Origin of the sequence: Chryseobacterium cucumeris (assembly GCF_016775705.1) — a bacterium.
Classification (GTDB): domain Bacteria; phylum Bacteroidota; class Bacteroidia; order Flavobacteriales; family Weeksellaceae; genus Chryseobacterium; species Chryseobacterium cupriresistens.
In genome coordinates, this window is the sequence record NZ_CP068760.1 from 1,973,266 (window position 1) to 1,996,031 (window position 22,766).

Genomic DNA, 22,766 nt, shown 5'->3' on the forward strand with positions numbered 1-22,766 from the left:
AAATTCTGAAAGGGATTTTTATTATTTAGGGTATTTCACCGCTTTATCCAGTTCTATAGGATTATTAAAGGCTTTTAACTTTTTTCTTTCGTTGGCTTCTGCGGGTTTCAGCTGTTCTTTGGAGAGAATTGTACCATCATCAAGCTGCAATTTTTGTCCTTCGCGCATGGTCAGATTTCCATTCAAGACATATTTAAAGGGATTGGAATAGAGGTCCAGCCTTAGTTTATTTAAATCTTTCTGAGTAACGGGAATTGCTCTGGATATAGAGGCATTTAATGAATTACGTTGATATTCATCCGGAATCTTTTCACTCTTAATTACATTAAAATAATAATTCTTTTTTGTATCATACAATTCCATAATCAATCCCGGTAATCCGTTAAACTTATAAGGTCCGTAGGGCATTGGGATATCTTTAGTAAACCATGCGATCCAGTTTCTTCCTCCGAACTGTGTAGTAGCTTTTTGAAGTTGGAAATTACTGAAAATCTTTATACTGTCTGTAATATTCCAATGTTGCTTCGTTTCTTCAGACAGTCTATAAAAATTCACATCTCCAATATATTCATAGTTTTGGTATATATTATCATCCTTCTTTTTTATTAAAAAAGAAGTCAATCTATTACCTTTAAATCCATAGTGCCCGGTAGCAGTAAATACTGAATCATTAATATAATTCAGTCTGTTGTAATACGCTATATCCTCTTTTGTGATATCCAGATAATAATTTTCCCTGGTAATATCTTTTGAGGTTGAATCTTTCTTGTATTTCACCTCATAGATGAACCTGTTGTTCTGGGAAAAAAACATTACAGTTCCCAGCAATATAAATAATAAGCTTTTCATAACAATTTAATTTTCGGATAATAATTCCGGGATAAAGAATTCCAGATCTGCTCTTTCATACTGAACCGGGTATTCCGTGTCATTGATAAAGATATTGGGTGTAAAATGCACCCCATTGCTGCTTACCCATTCTTCATGTCCTTTTAATAATGCAAGTGCATTCTCTGAACTTCCAAAATATTTAGAATACTTATGATACCAGCCACTTTTGTCTTCATTATAGCCCTGAACATCATACCAGCTGCTCAACGCTTCCAGAAATTCTATTTTATTTTCACTATTGATATAAATATTGGTAAGGTTGACATGAACCGTTCTATTATCAAGATCATCCCTGCTAAGATCTATATCAAAGAAAATATTGATTCTCAAATCATTAGAATACTTTTTTACCAGCTTTAGAAAAACAGGATAAAATTCTTTGCAATGTTTACAAAAAGGATTGGTAATAAAGGTTAAAGTTTGATCTGCTTTTTCATTTCCAAACACAAAAGCGTTCGAAAAATCTTTATTCTCAACTTTTTTCTGTAAAGACAAATTATTTTTGAAAAACTGATAGTTTCTCCTGAATTTCAGATTTCTTTTTAGGGTATTTTCATCTTTCTGTCCCTTCTTATTTTTTATCCTAAAATTCATCAAAACAATGAGCGAACCTAAACTTCCTATTAGAAACAGAACAACAGTTATGTCCGGTTTTTTACTGGTAAATGAGATAAGATTGGCAGCCACCAGCTGAATACATACTGAGGTTATGATTACCATGCAGACAGGACAATACTTTTTAACAACAAATACCTGATAGAATAAGGATAAGAAAGCAACGGGTATGAATGCAAATAATCCATATTGATAGATCTCAAAAAAGAATTCAATATTTTTTATCAGACTCAATAAAATAAAACACACGATCTGACTGGTAAAAAACAGCAGTGAAATCTCAGATAAATCTATTTTATTAAAAATCTTCCATTTTTTCGAATTAAAAACCAGGTCACAATCCGTATTCAGATAATTGCTTTTACATACTCCAACCGGTATGAATGTTCCTTTCCCATGCGTTTTTTTGTAGGCTTCACGGGCAAATATGAATCCGATAAGTCCTGTAGCCGCAAAGATCAGTTTCAAAACCAGATTGGAATCATCATAAACGAAAAGGAACAGAAACAGCAGCGTTACAATTCCCCAGTTAATGTATGTATAATCTAGTTTTGATTTTGTATTGAACTGCTCCTCAGGCTTTTCTATAATAAGTATTATATTTTCCCATTCTGAAAAAAAATCTTCCGTTTGAGAACCATTGACTGTTATTTTATCACCTATATTATTCACCACTGCCAATTCTCCTTTTACTAAAGCCAGAAAATCCTCAGGTAAAATATCTTTTTCATCATTATCAATTCTGTAACTGTAATTTTCAATATTGAAAAAATGTAAAGCATCAGAAAATGCCAGAAGGCTTGGAAAATTGGGATGCCCTTCCAATTGAAGTTCAAACTCATCCTTATCAATATGTATTTTATTATCATCCAGGTAATTGATAACAGCAGTATAGCTTTTGCGTGTCATTTTACTATAACTTTTTGTATTTAAAAAAAATAGCAACAGTTTCCTGTTGCCATTTTAAAAGATTTACTTTAATTACCCACAACAAAAAGTACCGTTGCAATACGAATCACCATTCCCATTATGAGTATTTGCACATGCTGCATTGGTACATGCACATCCTGCATCCGAAATAGGATCTTCCTCTCTTAATCCCCCTTTAATGGTTTTCAACTCATTTCGGGATAAACTTCCTTTCATCTTTTTTAAATTGATCTTTTTCATAATAAATGTTTTTTTAATTACGTGTCACTATTGACATAGGCGAAAATAGAAAACAAATATCACTCACAAAGGAAATACATATGCATATTTTATGTTTATTCATTGTATTTTAATTTGTGAAATATGTACAAGTTTTTAAATAAAGAAAACCTGTCTGCACATTCATTTTTCTTATTTATTTCATTAATCATTTACGCAGCTATTATTTATTTTATCAATTAAAATTAAAAAGCTATTTTTGGGAAATTTGAAAATTGATTATATGAAGACTAAACATCCTAAAGGGCTGCCCTATCTATTCTTTACAGAAATGTGGGAGCGTTTCGGGTATTACCTGATTCTTGGAATCTTTGTTCTATATGTTATTGAGCCTACGGGCATGAAAGGCGGACTTGGACTTCCGGATAAAACTGCTGATGACATTTTCGGAACTTATATTGCTTTAACTTATCTGACTCCCTTTATTGGAGGATTCCTGGCAGACAGAGTGTTAGGATATATCAAATCTATTTATCTTGGAGGTTTTTTAATGGCTGCAGGATATATAGGTATGGGAGTTTTTAAAGATTTACCCCTGTTTTATACCTCTCTGGCATTAATTATTATTGGAAACGGTTTCTTTAAGCCTACTATTTCCACATTATTAGGAAACCTTTATTCAGAAGAACCTTATAAAGCTAATAAAGACTCTGGGTATAATATTTTCTATATGGGAATCAATATCGGGGCATTTATCTGTAATATTATTGCCGCTTTCATGCGTAATAAATTCGGTTGGGGTGAAGCTTTTATCACTGCGGGTGTAGGAATGCTTATCGGAATGGTTATTTTTACCATCGGAAGAAAGCATTACATTCATGCTGCACAGATGAAACCTGTACAGGAAGGTGATACAAAACTTTCAGAGATTCTGATCAAAGTATTTGTTCCTGCTATCGTTGCCGGAGCAATAGGTTGGTTTATCCCTGATAATATTTTTGGAAGTGACAGTACGGATGCCTTTATTTTTGCGTGTGTACCTGTTATTTATTTCTATGCATCCCTTTACTTTAAGGCTAAACCTGATGAAAAAGCCTCTATCGGAGCATTACTTTCTGTATTCCTGATCAGTATGTTCTTCTGGGCGGTTTTCAAACAAAACGGTACAGCATTGACAAGATGGGCTAATTATTACACGGACAGAAGTGTTCCTGCTTCTCTTGAAAAGCCATTGGAAGGTATCTATATGGTAGATGGGAAGAGCTATGAAGACAAAGAAACTCCTGTCTATGATAATCAGTTCCGTTCTCAGAAAGATGATAATGGGGAGACTAAAAAAGAAATGGGAAAAGATGTATACTTTAAAAACATATCCCCAGAGCAGCGTGCGACTCTTGAGAAAAACCCTGAAAACAAAGTTTATCTGTACAATACAGAACTGTTTCAGTCTATCAATCCGTTCTGGGTTATTGCGCTAACTCCGGTTATTGTAGGATTCTGGGCATTGTTGAGAAGAAAAGGAAAAGAACCATTAACGCCTACCAAGATCGTTTTAGGTTTATTTATTTCAGGACTTTCCTGCCTTGTCATGGTGTTAGCCGTAATGGCCGGAGACAATGGCGCTGTAAAAGTATCTCCTCTATGGCTGGTTGCCAGCTACGGAGTCATTACTATCGGTGAGCTGTGCCTGTCTCCAATGGGGCTTTCTTTTGTTTCCAAACTTTCTCCTGCAAGGATTACAGCATTGATGATGGGAGGATTTTTCCTGGCCAACTCTGTGGGAAATAAGCTTTCAGGAATCCTGGCAAGTACATGGTACAATTATGAAAACAAAACGAATTATTTCCTTGTTAATTTCGCTTTGTTAATATTTGCTACACTTTTAGGTCTTTCTATGTTAAAAAGGCTGAATAAGATTATGACAGAAAAAGGGCATTAAAATGCTCAATATGATAAAGATAACTAAGCTGCGGAATAGTCCCGCAGCTTTTTTATTTAAAAATAAAATTAAAACCTTGCCAAAAACCCAAAATAAACTATATTTGTCAGTCTTAACAAAAATTAACAATAGAAATGGATAATATTGAAGCATTGAGTCCGAAACCGGATGAATTTGTAGAGAATAAGAATTCCAGGCATCCTAAAGGATTATGGGTTCTTTTCGGAACAGAAATGTGGGAGCGTTTCAACTTTTATGGAATGAGAGCTCTTTTGACGCTCTTCATGGTAAATTCCTTATTGATAAAAGAAGCTGATGCAGCGATCATCTATGGTGGATTTCTAGCTTTATGTTATTTAACACCTCTTTTGGGAGGATTTATTGCTGATAAATATATCGGAAACAGATATGCGATCATCATTGGTGGATCGTTAATGGCTATTGGCCAGTTCTTATTATTCATCAGTGCCTCAACTTTTTCAGCGGATATTGGTAGTGCCAAACTTATCATGTGGCTGGCATTATTCGTGATCATTTTTGGTAACGGATTCTTCAAACCGAATATTTCTTCAATGGTGGGAAGCCTTTATCCAAAACAGGAAAAGTCTAAACTGGATTCTGCCTTCACTATTTTCTACATGGGGATCAACATCGGGGCTTTCCTTGGTCAGTTCATCTGTCCATACGTAGGAGACGTAAAAGATGCAGCAACAGGAGTAAGAGATATCTTCGCTTTCAAATGGGGATTCCTGGCAGCTTCTATTGCCATGGTAATCGGAACGGTAACATTCTTTATCCTTAAAAACAAATATGTAGTAACTCCGGAAGGAAGACCTATCGGAGGATTACCGAAAAACAATACAAGTGCTGACTTTGAAGAAGGAGAAACGCAGACTGCTAAATTCTCTGGCCAGGCTTTAGGAATCACTGGTGGAATATTTGTAGTTTTATTCTTCCTTTTCAGATATCTTCTTGTAGGTGAGTTTGGATTCAATTCTTTAGAAATGGGGCAATTGATTAAAGGAATCATTTATCCATTCATCTATTCAGCTGGTATTTCTCTTGCCTTCTTAATTATGTCTTCTGCTGAAAATAAAGTTGAAAGACAGAGAATCTGGGTAATTTATATCGTATCATTCTTTATTATTTTCTTCTGGGCTGCGTTCGAACAGGCAGGATCTTCATTAACATTTATTGCAGATAACCAAACAGACAGAAACATTTTAGGATGGAATATGCCGCCTTCAATGGTTCAGATCTTCAACGGAATCTTCGTTGTTATTCTGGCAGTTCCTTTCAGTTTAATCTGGGATAAATTAAGAGCTAAAGGAAAAGAACCGGTATCTCCGTTCAAACAGGCAATGGGATTAGCTTTGATCGCTCTTTCTTATTTCATCATTGCACACAATGTAAAAGATCTTGGAAACTCAGGTTTATTAGCCATCAAATGGTTAATGCTACTATACTTCATCCAGACATGTGGTGAGCTTTGTCTTTCTCCAATTGGTTTATCATTGGTTGGTAAGCTGGCTCCGAAAAGATTTGCTTCATTACTATATGGTGTTTTCTTTATTTCTAACGCTGCCGGTTATGCATTAGCCGGTTCATTGGGAGCACTTATCCCTGCAACAGGTGATAAATTCAAGAAAGCTGAAGAAATGGGTGTTAATCTACAGGATGTTTTGGATAAAAAAGTAACCCTGACAGCGGATCAGGTAGCTGCTTTTGATAAAGCTCAGTTACCATTACACAACCCTACTTTTGTAGGATTCGAAATCCATAACTTATTTGAATTCTTCATGGTATTCGTAGTACTTTGTGGGATTGCTGCTGTAATTTTAGGATTAATTTCACCTATCTTAAAGAAAATGATGCATGGTGTAAACTAATTGTATCAACAAAATATCATAAAACCTCTGCCAAGTCAGAGGTTTTTTTTATTTTCGTATGATGGAAATTTCCGAAGATTCTTTATTCCAATCCGTAAAGGAAATCATTAGGCAGTCGCGCGAAAAAGTGTTTCGTATAGCGAATTCTACTCTACTGCTCACTTACTGGCAGATTGGAAAATTGATTGTTGAAGATGAACAACAAGGAAAAGAACGCGCAGAATACGGAAAATATACGCTGAAAAAACTTTCTCAGAAACTTACCTTAGAATTTGGAAAAGGATTTGATGAAAGTAACTTAAGAAACATGCGCTCTTTTTATCATGCATTTCCAATATGTGACGCATTGCGTCACGAATTGAGCTGGACCCATTACAGATTACTGATAAGGCTTGACAATGCTGATAAAATGAATTACTATATCAATGAATCCGTTCAAAATAACTGGAATTACAGAGATCTTAAAAGACAAATCAATTCCCTTGCTTATGAACGCGTTTTAGAACATAAAAAATCTTCTCCGGAAACTATTCACAGTGTTTTAAAAGATCCTTATATTTTTGAGTTTCTCGGTCTAAAAGCTGATGAACAATTTTCTGAAAAAGAAATTGAAACAGCCATTATTGACCATATTCAAAAGTTTTTGCTTGAATTTGGGAAAGGATTCGCTTTTGTAGCCAGACAACAACATATTTCAACAGATACATCGGATTTTTATATCGACCTTGTCTTCTATAATTACATTTTAAAATGCTTTGTCATCATTGACTTGAAAACCGGCGAACTCTCTCATCAGGATATCGGACAGATTGATATGTATGTAAGAATGTATGATGATCTGAAACGCGGTGAAGGTGATAATCCGACCATCGGAATTTTATTATGTTCAGAAAAAGATGAGACCATTGTAAAATACTCCGTTTTGAATGATAAAAACAATTTATTTGCCAGCAAATACCTGCTGTACCTCCCAAAAGAAGAAGAATTAAAACAAATTATTGACCAGGACAGAATCCGTTTTGAACTGGATCAGGAAAATAAAAACCCTTAATTAGAACTTAATCATATATCATTATGAGCTTAACTTTAGATGAAATACAAAATTTCAAAGGAAAATATCCCAGACAAATCTGGAGCCTGTTTTTCTCTGAAATGTGGGAACGTTTCTGTTTCTACGGAATGCGTGGAATGCTGGTCTTCTTCATGATCTCACAGCTTAATTTCCATGAAAAAGAAGCCAACCTTCAATACGGTGCCACTCAGGCCTTTGTATATGCCTTTACCTTTGTGGGAGGTCTTTTTGCTGATAAAATTTTAGGATTCCGAAAATCCCTGTTCTGGGGCGGGCTGCTAATGATCGTAGGAAGTTTAATCCTGGCTACCGATCCCCATAAATTCTTTTTCTTAGGAATAGCTTTCACTGTCGTAGGAACAGGTTTCTTCAAACCTAATATTTCATCTATGGTAGGACAGCTTTACAAACCTAATGATTCAAGAGCAGATGCCGGATTCTCACTTTTTTATGCAGGAATTAATCTCGGAGCATTGCTAGGCGGTTATTTATGTATTGCCATTGGTAAAGGAGAATTCTTAAGCAACATTATTGCAGAAGAAATGAGGTGGCATATTGCTTTTGGTCTTGCTGCAATAGTAATGGTTGTAAGCTTAATTAATTTTGTATTTACACAGAGAACACTAGGAACTATCGGTTTACAGCCGGGACACTCTTTAGCAGAGGTAAAAGCAGCTCCAATTCCAAAATGGAAAGAATACGGAGTATATGTTTTGTCATTGGTTTTTGTACCCATCATCATGACCATGGTAGCCAAGACTGAGTATACAGATTATTTTATGTGGACCATCGGACCTTTAACTTTAATCTATCTGTTCTATGAAATGTCTAAAGTAACGGCATCTGAACGTAAAAAACTTTGGGCAGCTTTGGTTTTCATTATATTTTCAATCATATTCTGGGGAATCTATGAGCAAAGCGGAGGTTCTTTGAGCATTTTCGCAGCTAAAAACCTGAATAAAGATCTTTTTGGATTAGACCCAAATGGAGTGAATAACTCAGGAGGAGCTTTCTTCATTATTTTTCTTGCCCCATTGATCGGACTTCTATGGATCTGGCTGAACAAAAGAAAAATTGAACCCAACACGATTATCAAATTCGGATTAGGATTTATTTTCTTAGGATTAGGATATTATGTTTTATTTGCAACGCGCCTCTTCGCAGACCTTCAGGGAATCACTTCACTGAACTTCTTCACACTGGCATTGCTTATCATTACCCTTGGGGAATTATGCCTTTCTCCTATCGGTTTATCCATCATGACCAAGCTTTCTACCAAGAATCTTCAGGGAATGATGATGGGAATGTGGTTTCTTGCATCAGCGTATGGGCAGTATGTTGCAGGAATTATTGGGGCCAGTCTTGCCACAGCCAAAGAAGGTTCTACCAACTATGATGAATTGATCACTTATACCGATGGATATAAACAATTAGGATTATATGCGGTAATTGCCGGAGTGGTATTAATTTTGATATCTCCGTACGTGAAAAAATTAATGCAAGATGTAAAATAAAAAATAAGTAATCATGCTTATTTTTATCCAAATATCACAATATGAAGAAAATTTTAAGCATAACACTCTTATTTTTATTAAATTTTAGTTTTGCACAAGTAAAGTGGATGACCATTGAAGAAGCTTTAAAAGCCCAAAAGGAAAGTCCCAAAAAAATATTAATTGATTTCTACGCAGACTGGTGTGGTCCATGCAAAATCATGGATAAAAAAACGTACGGCCACCCTGTACTGGCTCAGATATTAAATGAGAATTATTATCCTGTAAAGTTTAATGCAGAAGAAAAAAAGAGCATTGAAATTTTCGGAAGAACATTTTCCAATCCCAATACTGAACATAGAAAGGGAAAAAATTCTCTGCATGAGTTTACCCAGTATATGAATGTAGGAGCCGTTCCAAGTACAGTATTTCTGGATGAGCATGGCGATCCCATCACCATTCTTCAGGGAGAATTGTCTGCCAAAGAACTGGAACCTTATCTGGAACTGATTTCCAAAGATCTGTTTAAAAAGATTAAGACCAGAGAACAATGGGAGGATTACCAGAAAAAATTCAAATCTAAAATCAAAAATTAATTCAGAACTTTGAAACACCGATTTTCTGTTTCAATGCTAAAAAATTCATTATAGAGACTTCCAATTTTTTTGGAAGTCTTTTTTATTTTACCGAAATTCGGACCTTTATTTTTATTATCCGAAATAAGAATCAAAAAGTTCGAAAAACAGTATCCTGAAACCTGACAATGAATCTCGAAACCTCCATAGAATATGTAAAAGGAATAGGTCCGGAAAGAGCCAAACTCATCAAAAGTGTGTTGGGCTTATCTACTGTGGAAGATATGTTGAATTTCTACCCTATCCGTTATCTGGACAAAAGTAAAATCTATACTGTTTCTCAGCTTAGAGAAGAGACCAGTCAGGAAATACAGCTGAAGGGTAGAATTACTCAGGTACAGGAAATTCAGACCGGTAAAACCAAGCGATTATCTGCAAAGTTCAATGATGAAACAGGTAGTATAGATCTGGTTTGGTTTCAATATTCCAAGTGGTTGAAAGAACAGCTTCCCATCAACAGGGAAGTTTATATCTTCGGAAAGATTAATGTTTTCAACCGCCAGTTTTCCATGCCGCATCCGGAAATTGAAGCGGAAGAAAAAAAAGAGGGTGACACCCGCCTTAAACCTATTTATCCAAGTTCTGAAAAACTAACCAAAAGAGGATTAAACCAACGATTTTTCCAGAATGTTTTAAGAAATATCTGCAGAGAGATTCCGAGTCTTATTGAAGAAAATTTTCCGGAATATCTGATGAAAACCTTTAAATTCATGTCCAGGCAGCATGCTTTTCTGAATGTACATTTTCCAAAAGATCAGGAGCATTTTGATAAAGCAGATTACAGACTGAAATTTGAAGAATCATTTTTCTTTCAGTTAGGATACGGTTTAAAGAAGCTTCATCATAAAACACAATCCCACGGTAATCCTTTCCCTATTATTGGAGATCACTTCAATGATTTTTATGAAAACCATCTTCCTTTTGAGCTTACCAATGCACAAAAAAGAGTTTTAAAGGAAATTCGTATGGATATGAAAAGGCCGATTCAGATGAACAGGCTTTTACAGGGAGATGTAGGATCAGGAAAAACAATGGTTGCCCTTCTTACCATGCTTATCGCAATGGACAATGGGTTTCAGAGCTGCCTGATGGCTCCAACGGAGATTCTTGCCCAGCAGCATTACAATGGTATCAAAGAGCTGTTGGAAAAAACAGGAATCAATATCCGCCTCCTCACAGGTTCTACCAAAGCAGCAGAAAGAAGAATTATCCATGAAGAACTGGAAAGTGGTACACTTTCTATTTTGGTAGGAACTCATGCCGTTTTAGAAGATAAAGTTAAATTTAAAAATCTGGGATTAGCCATTATTGATGAGCAGCATAGATTCGGAGTTGCTCAAAGGGCTAAACTCTGGGCTAAAAATAAGATTCCGCCTCATATTCTGGTGATGACCGCCACACCAATTCCAAGAACTCTGGCCATGAGTTTTTATTCTGATCTGGATGTTTCGGTAATTGATGAAATGCCTGTGGGAAGAAAGCCTATTATTACAGCCCACCGCCGGGAAAAAGACAGACTGTATGTATATAACTTTTGTAAAGATGAAATAAAAAAAGGAAGACAGGTTTATTTCGTATATCCTCTCATCGAAGAATCAGAAACGCTGGATTATAAAAACCTTATGGAAGGTTTGGAGCATGTGATGGATTATTTTTCAGAATATAATGTCACTATGCTTCACGGGAAAATGAAACCGGATGAAAAAGATGCTGCCATGGCTTATTTTGCTTCAGGAAAAGCTGAAATAATGGTTGCAACCACAGTAATTGAAGTTGGGGTAAATGTTCCGAATGCTTCGGTAATGGTGATTGAAAGTTCTGAAAGGTTCGGACTATCACAGCTTCACCAGCTCAGAGGACGTGTAGGAAGAGGTGCTGAACAAAGTTACTGTATCCTGATGACTTCCGATAAATTATCAAAAGAAAGCCGAACACGTATTAAAACAATGACTGAAACCAATGATGGTTTTAAAATTTCTGAGGTAGATATGCAGCTTCGCGGGCCCGGAGATATACTGGGAACCCAGCAAAGTGGTGTGGTAGATTTTAAAAGACTGGATCTTATTAATGACTCGGCGATCATCAAAACAACAAAAAATACGGTAGAAAGAATACTGGAAGCTGATCCTATGCTTTCAAGACCTGACAATCTGATCATCAAAAATTATTATATCAGATACTACAAAGGAAAAAATAAGTGGAGTAAAATATCATAAAAAAACCGCAGAAAAAAACTTCCTGCGGCCCCCTTATAAAACTGTTATTTAGAAGAAATTACTTTTTGGTATGTCCAAAAAAATTTATTTTAATAGTTCAGGTTTAATATTTTGTGATGTGGTGTGAAAATATTTATATAACAATATAATAATGAGCTAAAACCATTACTATTAAAATAAATTATAAAAAAACAAAATGAATTATTTTTTCCAACTTGCTTATTATAAAAACTAACTGTGTTTCGATGGAGATGAGGGAATGAAACGAATAAAAATACCTCCAACTACTTATTGAGTTTTCATGATTGTACCGTTTTGTTTAAAGATCTTCTGTGCTTTAAAATTGGAAAATTAGTATAATTCATTTTGTTTAACTAACATCGTGATTTATATAATTTTTTTATTTTTAGAAACAATTACTTCTCATTCATCTGTATCTTGTACTATATAATAAATTTGTGTCTGAGTTTACTTTTACAAATGTCCGTATATTAATTCAGATGCCTTTTATATTATTTTAATGATTAGTTATAAAATTTTCACCTATTTGTGAATAGTATGCAATAAATACGATTTTTAAATTATTAACATTAAATTAATAAATCCTTTATTCATCATACTTTCAGGATTAAATTATCTTTATTCAAACCCGACGTGTGATACTGCCAGTTGATGGTAATAACTTCTGTAAGAACCTTTCTGAGTTTATCAAAACAGTCCGGTTTTTTCATAAAAATGTGAGCACCTTTCACAAAAATTTCTTCTACTTCATTTTCCGGAATCGGATCAGAAAAAATGGCTGTCACCATGTTGTTGAATTTTGCATTCGAACTGATATCTTCCAGACATTCCATGCTCTCTTTTCCGGGAATCATATAATTTATAAAAACAAGTTCCGGAACTACGGCATCATCATTATTCAGGTATTCCATCAGGCTGTTCCCGTTACTGAAACATTGAACTTTTATAGAGATTTTCAACTCTTTCAGAATTTTTTTAAAAAAAATCAAGATGTTTTCATCGTTATCTGCTACTATTACGTTCAGAAATTCTTTATTCATACTGCATTTTAGGGTTTATTACCGTGCTTTGTACTCTTCTTCGCCTGCCAATAATTTTTTGAAACTGGGATGGAGTAATTCCTGTTGTATTTTTAAATTGGGTACTTAAATGCGCCACACTGGAATAGTTCAGCTTATGGGCAATTTCTGTAAGGCTTTGTTTGTTTCTTATGATAAGAGCCTTCGCATGCTCTATCTTCTGCAGAATAATAAAATTCTCAATAGAGGTAAAAGCAACTTCTGAAAACAGATTGGAAAGGTATCCATAGCTGTGATTAAGTTTTTCAGAAATATAGATAGATGCTTTTACAGGTATAATTTCATCAGAAAAGACAAGCTCTACAATAGCATCTTTGATTTTCTGTACCAACGCGTTTTTTTGGCTTTCTATGATCTCGATACCATAATCTTCAAGATTTTTCTTAAAAAGATTGTGCTGTTCCTGAGTAAGGGGCTCATAGAATTCCACCTCACCGAAGTTCAGTAACCTGTACTTCAGCCCGTGTTCTTTAAGTTTCTCGTCCAATACCTTTTTACAAAGAGCATTGAAATCAAATTTAACATACATTTTCATCCTAGTATATATAAGCCAATTTATGGAGTAAATATAATAATTTATTTCAAGTAAATGTGAAATAGGTATATATTTTTAATATTTTACTATAAATACGAAAAAACTCCTGTATTTTAGAATACAGGAATTTAAACACTAAGGATGAAAAAAATATACTGATAAAAAGCTTTTCAGCTCAAAACCAAGCATATGAATGTATTGTATAAGTGATTTGGTTCTGAAGCAAAGATGAATCAAAAAAAGAAATCACTTGTTATAGAATTACAGGATAAAGTTACAAAATTTTAAGTCATTTATCTGTGAATTAGATATTCCATAAGAAAATCATCCATCACAAAACCGTTACCAATATCAAAGACACCTTCGTCATACACTCTATATCCCTGGGATTCGTAGAAGTTTCTGGCTGAATTGTATTTATTGACATTCAGGATAATTCTGTTGTTTCCGTTTTCAGAAACTTTCTCATTCAGAAACTGAAGTGCTCCTTTCCCAAATCCTTTTCCTTTACTCTCAGGAACCAGATAAATCCTGTGTAACTTTGTGGTTTCCTCTTCATAGTTGTGCTCATATCCGATAAAGCCTTCACAAGTATTATTATTTTCATCCTGAATAAGATAATAATGATAATTCGGATTTTGGAAATGATGTAAAATTTCATTTTCAGAATACATTTCTGAGAGCATAAACTCCATTTGTTCTTTGGAAAGAATGTCTGCATAGGCATTTTCCCATGATCGTCTTGCAAGATCCTGAATCAACGGGATGTCTGCAGCTGTTGCCTGTTGTAATTTCATGATTGGTTATATTATGATGATTAAAAAAAGTGAAAAGCCTAAACTTTTCACTCTTTATATTGTTCAATGATATTGATGAGTTTTAACATGATTAAAATTCATTTTGTCAGATCATTATTAAATCTTAGCCATTTCAGCTTTAATTTTTGCATGAAGACCTTCAGAAGCTTTTACCAAAGGAAGTCTAAGATAATTTTTGATGATTCCTTTTTCAGCCAATATTACCTTAATACCACAAGGATTACCTTCAGCAAAAATCAGGCGGGTAATATCTACCAGTTTGTTGTGAATTTCATAAGCTTCCTTTACTTTACCTTCGAAAGCCAGCTGTACCATTGTTGAAAATTCTTTAGGATACGCCTGTCCGATTACGGAAATTACACCATCTCCACCGGCTAATGTTACAGGTAATGTATATTCATCATCTCCTGAAACTAAAGAAAATCCTTCAGGTTTCTTTCTCAGAATATCAAAATACTGAAGAATGTTAGGAGAAGCTTCTTTAATCAAAAACAAATTCGGGAATTCCTTTGCAAGACGAAGTGTAGTATCAGCTTCTACATTTTGCCCTGTTCTTGACGGAACATTATAAATGATAATATTTTTTCCTGTGGAAGCTAATGCCTTATAATGCTGATAAAGCCCTTCCTGGTTCGGTTTATTATAATATGGAGATACTGAAAGTACTGCTTCAAATGCAGAAAGATCAGCTTCTTCAATCTGTTTCTTGACTTCAAGAGTATTGTTGCCGCCAATTCCCAAAACCAATGGAAGACGTTTATTATTCACCTTAATGATATGCTCAATTACCTGTTTCTTCTCCTCTGCAGAAAGCGTTGCGGCTTCTGCCGTTGTTCCCAATACTACCAAATAATTGGTTCCGTTTTCGATATTGTACTCCACAAGTTTTGTTAAACTGTCGAAGTCTACGGATAAATCTTCATTAAAGGGCGTTACCAATGCAACACCTACTCCTTTTAAAATGCTCATCTGTTAGAATTATTTTTGCCAAATTTAATCATTTACGGTAAGAATTTGTAATAAATAATAATGTTTTATTATACATATAGTTATATTTGCATATACTAAAAGAGATTATGAAAAATAAATTCTTGTTATTAGGAATTGCTCTGGTGTCGCTTACTGCATGCAAAACGGCTTCTGTGCCGCAGCTTGTGAATGTAAAGACCCAGAAAAATATTTCTATTAATAATGAGCTAAAGAATGATGAGGAGTTTGTAAAATTGATCGAACCTTATAAGCAGAAACTGGATCAAGAAATGAACCAGAAGATTTCACATACCAATGTGGATCTTACCAAACAGGGCGATAACAGCAATCTGGGTAATCTTTTAGCTGACTATACGTTTGAAGGAGGTAATGAGTGGATCAAAACTCATCTTAAGCAAAATGTAGACGCTGCACTGATCAATATCGGAGGGATCCGTACCACTATCGGAAAAGGAGATATTTTACTTAAAAATGTATTTGAGGTAATGCCTTTCGAAAATGAAGTAGTGATTGTGAAAATGAAGGGAGCAGATTTACAGGGTCTTTTTGAGTATTATGCAAAAACGCAGGTCAACAATCCTGTTTCTCATTTATACATTGAAACAAAAAACGGACAGGTAACCAAAGCCTTAATCAACGGCAACACAGTAGATCCGGCTAAAGATTATTATATTGCCACTTCAGACTATCTTGCCCTGGGCGGAGACAATATGAAATTCTTTGCTAAAGGAGAAACCATTGCAACAGGGATTAAAATGAGAGATATGTTTATCGATTATTTTAAAAAATCACCTGAAGTGGTGGTTAATTCGGATGTTCGTTTAAATTTTATCGGGAAGTAATAATGGATAGAAAAAGTTTTTTAAAAGCAATAGGAGGCGGATCTTTAGCAATGGCTTTAGCTCCCAATATGATGATGGCGGAGGAATTAAAAATTCTTAATTTAAAATCTGCAAATAAACTGACTATTCTTCATACCAATGACCAACATAGCAGAATAGAGCCTTTTGACGCGAGCTATACCAAAAATCCCAATCAGGGAGGTTTTGCAAGAAGGGCAAGCTTAATCCAACAGATCAGAAACCAGGAAAGCAATGTTCTTCTTCTTGATTCAGGGGATATTTTTCAGGGAACACCTTATTTTAATTTCTTTGGAGGTGAGCTGGAATTCAAATTAATGTCTATGATGAAATATGACGCCTCTACCATGGGAAATCATGATTTCGACAATGGACTTGATGGATTTTTAAAGGTGCTTCCAAATGCGAAGTTTCCATTTATCTGTTCCAACTATGACTTTAAAAATACCATTCTTGACGGGAAAACCTCTCCTTATCAGATATTCAACAAAAATGGAATCAAAGTAGGGATTTTCGGGGTGGGAATCCAGCTGGATGGTCTTGTAGGTAAAAAACAGTACGGGGAAACTGTTTATTCCAACCCGATTGATGTAGCACAGCATTATTCAAATTTTCTGAAAAAAGATCAGAAATGTGATCTGGTGATTTGTCTTTCGCACATCGGATACGACTACAGAGACGAACCGGATAAAATAAGTGATAAAATTTTAGCGGCCAATACAGAAAATATTGATATTATCTTAGGAGGCCATACTCATACATTCTTACCGGAACCACAATCCTTTACCAACAGACAAGGCAAAAATGTTCTTGTCAATCAGGTGGGATGGGCTGGTCTTCTTTTAGGTAGGATAGATTTTTATTTTGATACAAACAAAAACGTACAGCATATTTCCTGGAACAATCAGGTGATAGATAGCAGCATAACCGCATAATATGAAAAAACTTTCTCTAATTTCTCTTGGTATTTTAGCATCCCTGCAGCTGACAAAAGCACAGGTTATTTCATCAAAAAAATGGGCAGATCTGTTTTCCTATAATAATGTCTTAGCCATGAAAGAAGACAATGGAAAAATCATTGCAGCCACCCAAAACGGAATATTCTATTATACAATATCAACCGGAGAAATTACGAAGTTATCTAAAGCCAACGGGCTGCATAATATCGGAATCACAGCTTTTGATTATAATCCACAGACTAAAACAGGACTTATCGGTTATGAAAACGGTTCTATGGATGTTATTACGCCTCAGGAGATCAAATATATTGTTGATATTCCCATTGCTACAGGATATAATGGGGACAAAAAGATCAACCACATTTCCATAACCGGAGATCAGGCTGTCATTTCTGTTGGGTATGGAGTTTCCATCTTTAACCTTCAGAATAAAGAATTTGGTGATTCTGCATTTTTCCTGACCGGTGGGATTTATCAGGCAAGTAATGAAGCCACCATATTTGGGAATAAAGTATATTCTGTAACGGATACAGGTTTGAAAAGCCATCAAATGAATACTACATTTCCTGTATTTTCTACATGGACAACGGAAGCTCCCGGAGCTTTCAAACATATAGATTCAGAATCAGAACTGGTTTTCTCAACGGCTACAGCAGCTTATATTTATAATAACGGTACCCCGACACAACTTCCTACTACTTTTGAAAAAATCAGGGATGTTGTTATTACCTCCAATAGCATTGTCGTTACAGATAACAGAGTATATACTTATGGAATCAATGGAGTATCACAAAATGCGGTAAGTCTTGGTGAAGAATGCAATACTGCATTAACAGCTGGCGGAAAGATTTTAGGAGGAACGGTATTATCGGGAATTAAGGATGAAAGTAACAATACTTTTAAACCTTCCGGACCTTACTTCAATTTTGCTTATAATATCAATCTTTTTGATAATAACCAACTTCTGGTTTCTACCGGAGCAAGAGCGAATAACTATAACGAACCGGTTAGTAATCCTAAAAAACCTGGATTTTACTATTTTACTGGTACAGAATGGGTGTATCCTTCTTTTTTTGTTAATAACCCACAGTCTATCAATGTACTGGATGCTACATTAAGTCCTTTTAGTAATAATGAAGTATTTTTCACCAATTATACGATGTTTGATAATGGGGTCTACAAAATGAAGTACAATGCTACCAGCAAGGATTTTGAACTGGTAAAGTATTATAATCTTGGAGCACAGCCTTATTACAGACGCCCTGTAGGTTTTGCCACAGACTCTCAGAGTAATCTTTTTGTATCTTTTGGTTTCAATGATGGGAATCCATCTATAGGAATTTACGATAAAGCAGCAGATGATTTTGTTATTAAGAAAATAGTTCTGGCCAGTGATGGTACTCAAAAACCGGTTTTCCACGAAAATATGTTGTGGACTCCGCTGCCAAGATCCAATAACTTCTGGGTATATGATTATAAAAATGCTCTTAACCTTTCCGATGATTCAGATTATATTCTGGGAACATCTAATGGATTTAACAGTTCAGGAGGAATTTTATCTGTAGCCTTTGATAAGGCTGGTGATGCATGGATTGGTACGGACGGAGGTCTGAGGATCATGTCAAACTCAGCATCAGAAATAAAAAGTGCCCAGCCTAAAGTAGAACCTATAGTGATAGAGCAGAATGGTTTGGGTGAAGAGCTTTTCAGAGAATCAGCAATTCTTCAGATTGCAGTAGATGGAGGTGATTATAAATGGGTATCCGTTGACGGCGGCGGTGTTTACTATCTGTCTTCAGACGGTCAGAGAACCATAAAACATTTTACAAAGGAAAATTCACCTCTTCCTACCAATAGTGTTACTGATATCAAAATTGATAAAAAAACAGGCAAGGTGTATTTTGTAACGTATAATGGTATTGTAACCTATCAGGGCGATGTTGCTGATGTAACATCCAATTTCGGTGATGTTGTAGTATATCCTAATCCTGTTGTTTATTCAAACTTTAAAGGAAAAGTAACGATAAAAGGTCTTGCAGAAAAAACCAATATAAGAATCGTGGATGCTGCAGGAAATGTAGTACACTCTGCCGTTGCACGTGGAGGTTATTATGAATGGGATCTCAATAATCAGAAAGGAACAAGAGTAGCTTCAGGGATTTATTTTGTCCTGATGACGAACGAAGACGGATCTGATAAAGCTACCGCCAAAATAGGAGTGGTTAATTAATGAATTCACAAAACGGTTTTTTACTTTCATTTATCAAATACGGGGAAAATGATGCGGTATTGCATTGTTTTACAGAAGAAGAGGGTTTTCAAAGCTATTTTCTGAAAGGAATTTATTCCAAAAAGAACAAAAAGAAAGCCCTGCTTCAGCCGCTGAGCCATCTCAATTTTTCCATTAATCCAGCACGGGGCAACGGAATCCCGACTGTTTCAAAATTTGAATTGGTAAAAAACAATGACATTTATACAGATATAAAGGTCAATACTGTCATTTTCTTTATCTCGGATTTTCTGAGTCATATTCTTAAGCATGAGAATAAAAATATTCCCGTCTATTCCGGTATTGATCATCTTATCACTGAGCTGAACAATAGAAATTATCAGGCACATCTTCTGTTTTTACTGGCTTTTTTAAAAATTCAGGGTGTAGCTCCATTATTGAGTGAAGGTAATTTCTTAGATCCGGAAACCGGCACTTTTTCTCCGGGAATAAGTCATCAGCTTTTTAATGAAGAGATTTCAATGATATGGAAAGAAGCTCTTTGTGCAGAAGATTTTTATGCCACAAAAATCCGTTCTTCTTTGAGAAAAGATTTCCTTGACAGTCTTTTGGTGTACTATCATTATCATATCACGGACTTCAAAACTCCGGCCTCACTTGAAATTATACAGCAGATATTTGAATAAACCAACTTATTGTTTTTCTGCATTATCCGGCATTTCAGTTTCGGATTCTGCCATTTCTTTTTTGGAAAATCTGGGCTGAAGAATCTTAGCAATAAGTCCCGTCCAGCCTGTCTGATGGGAAGCTCCTACTCCACGGCCGTTGTCTCCATGGAAATATTCATAGAAAAGGATATAATCTTTAAAATCCGGATCGGTCTGAAATCTTTCATACTGTCCATGAACCGGGCGTTTACCATTTTCATCCTTTAAAAATATTTTCGCGAGTCTCTTATTTAAGGCATCTGCAATCTGATCAAGGTCTGAATAATTACCGCTGCCCGTAGGATATTCTACCAAAAAATCCGGACTGTAATAGAAGAAAAAACGCTGAAGACTGTCAATAATAAGAAAATTGATCGGAAACCATACGGGGCCGCGCCAGTTGCTGTTTCCACCAAACAAGCCGCTGTCACTTTCAGCAGGGGTATATTTAACAGTAAAATCCGTTTCATTCAGAGTTAAAGTATAAGGATTTCTTTCATACTCTTTGGATAAAGCTCTTACTCCGTAATCACTTAGAAACTCATCCGGATTCAACATCCGGTTTAACAACCTTTTCAGACGATGTCCCCGAAGCAGAGATAAAAGATGTTTTGAATCCTGTCCTTTCACTTCCCATCTTGAAACCAGAGAAGCCAGTTCAGGTTTATTATCCAGTACCCATTTCATTCTTTTTTTGAAATTGGGAAGGTTTTCAATCATTTCATCATCAATAACCTCAACAGCAAACATCGGGATCAACCCAACGATGGTTCTTAATTTCAAATACATATGAGTTCCGTCACTGGAAGTAATTGCATCATAGAAAAATTCATCCTGCTCATCCCAAAGACTGAAATTCTCATCCCCCATATTATCCAATGAATGGGCAATCGACAGGAAATGTTCAAAGAATTTCATCGCCATCTCCTCATACACCTTATTGTAAAGGGCCAGTTCCAGGGCAATTCTCATCATATTGAGGGCAAACATAGCCATCCAGCTCGTTCCGTCCGACTGTTCCAGCTGTTCTCCGTTGGGTAAAACAGAATTCCTGTCAAAAACACCGATATTATCAAGCCCCAGGAATCCTCCTTCAAAGATATTATTACCGTTAAGGTCTTTTTTGTTAACCCACCAGGTAAAATTCATGAGCAGTTTTTGGAAAGCACTTTCCAGAAATTCCAGGTCCGGTTTGTCTTTTAAATATTCATCAATTTTAAATACCCTGAAAACCGCCCAGGCATGTACAGGAGGATTCACATCACTCAGGTTCCATTCGTAGGCAGGAAGCTGTCCGTTGGGATGCATATACCATTCAAACAGGAAAAGCTTTAACTGATGTTTGGCAAAATCCGGATCTATCAGTGAAAAGCTGATGGTGTGAAATGCAAGATCCCACGTTGCATACCATGGATATTCCCATTTATCAGGCATTGAAATGATATGCTCATTGTTCAGATGTTTCCAGTCGTAGTTTCTTATCGTTTCCCGGGATTTTGGCGGAGGCATTTCGGAAGGATCACCTTTCAGCCATTTTTCTACATTGTAATGGTAAAACATTTTATTCCAAAGCATTCCTGCAAAAGCCTGTCTCTGAACCAGTTTTTCATCTTCCGAAGCAATTCCTTTCTGGATTTCTGCATAAAACTCGTCTGCTTCTTTTTGTCTTTGTTTAAAAAGAATATCGAAATCTTTAAAAGGTTCTCTTATATCTTTATCTGAAAGCATGAATTCAAATATTTTTGATTCTCCCGCTTTAAAATCTTCATCAATAAAGAAAGAAGCTTTGGTTCCTGCATTTTGTGGATTTACAGACTGGGAATTTCCCGTCATCACAAAATTATTTATTCCATCTTTACAGTATTTTGAATCATTAGAACATTGATAAAGCTTTTCATTATTGGTTTCATTATTACAAAACAAGGTCTTTAAGGACTGTTTTGCATACACATTTTTAATCTCAATATCCTGATGATTGACTTTAATATGGTCAGCATCTTCCGCAGACAATTGGGGTTTATAATCATCATATCCCCATTTCCAGGTATTTCTGAACCAAACTGTCGGCAAAATGACCAGAGATGCTTCTTTTTCAGATTTATTGATAATTGTTAATCTTACTAGAATATCATTCTGACTTTCCTTTGCATATTCTATAAAAATATCAAAATAGTCATTCTGATCAAAAATTCCTGTATCAATCAGCTCATATTCCGGATCCTCTTTTCCTCTTTCAGCATTTATTTTTACAAGCTGCTCATAAGGAAATGCATTCTGAGGGTACTTATACAGCATCTTCATATAAGAATGTGTAGGAGTAGAATCAAGATAATAGAAATATTCCTTTACATCTTCACCATGATTTCCTTGTCCGTTGGTGAGTCCAAAGAACCGCTCTTTCACCATTTTATCCTTTTTATTCCAGAAACCTACAGAGAATACAAGTTTCTGAAGATCGTCACAGATTCCGCATATCCCTTCTTCACCCCAACGGTATGTTTTGGCTTCTGCCGTATCGTGGCCTGTGTAATTCCAGGCATCTCCGTCTTCACTGTAGTCTTCACGAACAAGTCCCCATTCACGGTTACTGACATAGGGGCCCCATTTTTTCCATGAAACATCTGAAATTCTCTGTTTTTCCGTCATAAGCAATAATTATGAGTAATGA

Annotated in this window: 18 protein-coding genes; 10 read left to right on the forward strand and 8 right to left on the reverse strand. The window is 35.5% G+C overall.

Annotated elements, in window-relative coordinates:
- Positions 1–21: 21 nt before the first annotated feature.
- The 3 genes from JNG87_RS08825 to JNG87_RS08835 all read right to left on the reverse strand — a co-directional run bounded on the left by JNG87_RS08825 (position 22) and on the right by JNG87_RS08835 (position 2,676).
- Positions 22–849: a GLPGLI family protein gene (locus JNG87_RS08825; RefSeq protein ID WP_202843486.1), complete on the reverse strand. Its 828-nt coding sequence runs from the start codon at positions 847–849 to the stop codon at positions 22–24.
- A gap of 6 nt (positions 850–855) precedes the next feature.
- Positions 856–2,415, reverse strand: a complete 1,560-nt coding sequence (locus JNG87_RS08830; RefSeq protein ID WP_202843488.1) for a vitamin K epoxide reductase family protein — start codon at positions 2,413–2,415, stop codon at positions 856–858.
- 72 nt (positions 2,416–2,487) lie between these two features.
- A complete protein-coding gene (locus JNG87_RS08835; RefSeq protein WP_120233440.1) occupies positions 2,488–2,676 on the reverse strand; it encodes a hypothetical protein in 189 nt (62 codons plus the stop codon).
- Between the two features lie 262 nt (positions 2,677–2,938).
- Between JNG87_RS08835 and JNG87_RS08840 the strand changes: the two genes are divergently transcribed.
- From JNG87_RS08840 to recG, 6 genes are all read left to right on the forward strand, one after another.
- Positions 2,939–4,594: a peptide MFS transporter gene (locus JNG87_RS08840; RefSeq protein WP_202843490.1), complete on the forward strand. Its 1,656-nt coding sequence runs from the start codon at positions 2,939–2,941 to the stop codon at positions 4,592–4,594.
- A 134-nt stretch (positions 4,595–4,728) separates the two neighbouring features.
- Positions 4,729–6,483, forward strand: coding sequence for a peptide MFS transporter (locus JNG87_RS08845; protein WP_202843492.1), 1,755 nt, complete (start codon positions 4,729–4,731; stop codon positions 6,481–6,483).
- Positions 6,484–6,541: 58 nt separating this feature from the next.
- Positions 6,542–7,534, forward strand: a complete 993-nt coding sequence (locus JNG87_RS08850) for a YhcG family protein (RefSeq protein ID WP_202843498.1) — start codon at positions 6,542–6,544, stop codon at positions 7,532–7,534.
- Positions 7,535–7,557: 23 nt separating this feature from the next.
- The gene (locus JNG87_RS08855) at positions 7,558–9,069 is read left to right on the forward strand and encodes a peptide MFS transporter (RefSeq protein WP_202843500.1); all 1,512 of its coding nucleotides are present in this window, start codon (positions 7,558–7,560) and stop codon (positions 9,067–9,069) included.
- 41 nt (positions 9,070–9,110) lie between these two features.
- Complete coding sequence (locus JNG87_RS08860) at positions 9,111–9,644, forward strand: thioredoxin family protein (RefSeq protein ID WP_202843502.1); 534 nt, start codon at positions 9,111–9,113, stop codon at positions 9,642–9,644.
- Between the two features lie 167 nt (positions 9,645–9,811).
- Positions 9,812–11,899 (forward strand): ATP-dependent DNA helicase RecG, encoded by a 2,088-nt coding sequence (gene recG, locus JNG87_RS08865; protein ID WP_202843505.1) that lies wholly within the window; start codon positions 9,812–9,814, stop codon positions 11,897–11,899.
- A gap of 614 nt (positions 11,900–12,513) precedes the next feature.
- On the opposite strand, the gene JNG87_RS08870 is transcribed toward recG, so the two are convergent.
- The 4 genes from JNG87_RS08870 to dapA all read right to left on the reverse strand — a co-directional run bounded on the left by JNG87_RS08870 (position 12,514) and on the right by dapA (position 15,321).
- A complete protein-coding gene (locus JNG87_RS08870) occupies positions 12,514–12,960 on the reverse strand; it encodes a response regulator (RefSeq protein WP_202843507.1) in 447 nt (148 codons plus the stop codon).
- On the reverse strand, positions 12,953–13,534 hold the full coding sequence (locus tag JNG87_RS08875; protein ID WP_110009546.1) for a helix-turn-helix domain-containing protein: 582 nt from the start codon (positions 13,532–13,534) through the stop codon (positions 12,953–12,955). The genes JNG87_RS08870 and JNG87_RS08875 overlap by 8 nt, the downstream gene beginning before the upstream one ends.
- Positions 13,535–13,827: 293 nt before the next feature.
- Positions 13,828–14,331, reverse strand: a complete 504-nt coding sequence (locus JNG87_RS08880; RefSeq protein WP_110009547.1) for a GNAT family N-acetyltransferase — start codon at positions 14,329–14,331, stop codon at positions 13,828–13,830.
- A 117-nt stretch (positions 14,332–14,448) separates the two neighbouring features.
- Positions 14,449–15,321 carry a 4-hydroxy-tetrahydrodipicolinate synthase gene (dapA, locus tag JNG87_RS08885; protein WP_202843509.1) on the reverse strand — a complete coding sequence of 291 codons (873 nt, stop codon included), beginning with the start codon at positions 15,319–15,321 and terminating at the stop codon, positions 14,449–14,451.
- A gap of 107 nt (positions 15,322–15,428) precedes the next feature.
- Here dapA and JNG87_RS08890 point away from each other — a divergent pair, with 107 nt between their 5' ends.
- From JNG87_RS08890 to recO, 4 genes are read left to right on the forward strand one after another with little or no spacing between them, the layout of a single operon-like run.
- Positions 15,429–16,184 (forward strand): 5'-nucleotidase C-terminal domain-containing protein, encoded by a 756-nt coding sequence (locus tag JNG87_RS08890; protein ID WP_202843511.1) that lies wholly within the window; start codon positions 15,429–15,431, stop codon positions 16,182–16,184.
- 2 nt (positions 16,185–16,186) lie between these two features.
- On the forward strand, positions 16,187–17,137 hold the full coding sequence (locus tag JNG87_RS08895; RefSeq protein ID WP_202843513.1) for a bifunctional metallophosphatase/5'-nucleotidase: 951 nt from the start codon (positions 16,187–16,189) through the stop codon (positions 17,135–17,137).
- A gap of 1 nt (position 17,138) precedes the next feature.
- Positions 17,139–19,391: a T9SS type A sorting domain-containing protein gene (locus JNG87_RS08900; protein ID WP_202843518.1), complete on the forward strand. Its 2,253-nt coding sequence runs from the start codon at positions 17,139–17,141 to the stop codon at positions 19,389–19,391.
- On the forward strand, positions 19,391–20,077 hold the full coding sequence (recO, locus tag JNG87_RS08905) for a DNA repair protein RecO (protein ID WP_202843520.1): 687 nt from the start codon (positions 19,391–19,393) through the stop codon (positions 20,075–20,077). The genes JNG87_RS08900 and recO overlap by 1 nt, the downstream gene beginning before the upstream one ends.
- A 6-nt stretch (positions 20,078–20,083) precedes the next feature.
- Here the strand turns inward: recO and JNG87_RS08910 are convergent, their stop codons facing one another.
- A complete protein-coding gene (locus tag JNG87_RS08910; RefSeq protein ID WP_202843522.1) occupies positions 20,084–22,744 on the reverse strand; it encodes an MGH1-like glycoside hydrolase domain-containing protein in 2,661 nt (886 codons plus the stop codon).
- Positions 22,745–22,766 lie beyond the last annotated feature (22 nt).

Bases quoted from the DNA above. Each gene is read 5' to 3' on its own strand.
- JNG87_RS08870 (WP_202843507.1), bottom strand. From the start codon at position 12,960: ATGAATAAAGAATTTCTGAACGTAATAGTAGCAGATAACGATGAAAAC.
- recO (WP_202843520.1), top strand. From the start codon at position 19,391: ATGAATTCACAAAACGGTTTTTTACTTTCATTTATCAAATACGGGGAA.
- JNG87_RS08845 (WP_202843492.1), top strand. From the start codon at position 4,729: ATGGATAATATTGAAGCATTGAGTCCGAAACCGGATGAATTTGTAGAG.
- JNG87_RS08850 (WP_202843498.1), top strand. From the start codon at position 6,542: ATGATGGAAATTTCCGAAGATTCTTTATTCCAATCCGTAAAGGAAATC.
- JNG87_RS08830 (WP_202843488.1), bottom strand. From the start codon at position 2,415: ATGACACGCAAAAGCTATACTGCTGTTATCAATTACCTGGATGATAAT.
- dapA (WP_202843509.1), bottom strand. From the start codon at position 15,321: ATGAGCATTTTAAAAGGAGTAGGTGTTGCATTGGTAACGCCCTTTAAT.
- JNG87_RS08880 (WP_110009547.1), bottom strand. From the start codon at position 14,331: ATGAAATTACAACAGGCAACAGCTGCAGACATCCCGTTGATTCAGGAT.
- JNG87_RS08875 (WP_110009546.1), bottom strand. From the start codon at position 13,534: ATGAAAATGTATGTTAAATTTGATTTCAATGCTCTTTGTAAAAAGGTA.
- JNG87_RS08825 (WP_202843486.1), bottom strand. From the start codon at position 849: ATGAAAAGCTTATTATTTATATTGCTGGGAACTGTAATGTTTTTTTCC.
- JNG87_RS08900 (WP_202843518.1), top strand. From the start codon at position 17,139: ATGAAAAAACTTTCTCTAATTTCTCTTGGTATTTTAGCATCCCTGCAG.
- JNG87_RS08910 (WP_202843522.1), bottom strand. From the start codon at position 22,744: ATGACGGAAAAACAGAGAATTTCAGATGTTTCATGGAAAAAATGGGGC.
- JNG87_RS08855 (WP_202843500.1), top strand. From the start codon at position 7,558: ATGAGCTTAACTTTAGATGAAATACAAAATTTCAAAGGAAAATATCCC.
- JNG87_RS08860 (WP_202843502.1), top strand. From the start codon at position 9,111: ATGAAGAAAATTTTAAGCATAACACTCTTATTTTTATTAAATTTTAGT.
- JNG87_RS08890 (WP_202843511.1), top strand. From the start codon at position 15,429: ATGAAAAATAAATTCTTGTTATTAGGAATTGCTCTGGTGTCGCTTACT.
- recG (WP_202843505.1), top strand. From the start codon at position 9,812: ATGAATCTCGAAACCTCCATAGAATATGTAAAAGGAATAGGTCCGGAA.
- JNG87_RS08835 (WP_120233440.1), bottom strand. From the start codon at position 2,676: ATGAAAAAGATCAATTTAAAAAAGATGAAAGGAAGTTTATCCCGAAAT.
- JNG87_RS08895 (WP_202843513.1), top strand. From the start codon at position 16,187: ATGGATAGAAAAAGTTTTTTAAAAGCAATAGGAGGCGGATCTTTAGCA.
- JNG87_RS08840 (WP_202843490.1), top strand. From the start codon at position 2,939: ATGAAGACTAAACATCCTAAAGGGCTGCCCTATCTATTCTTTACAGAA.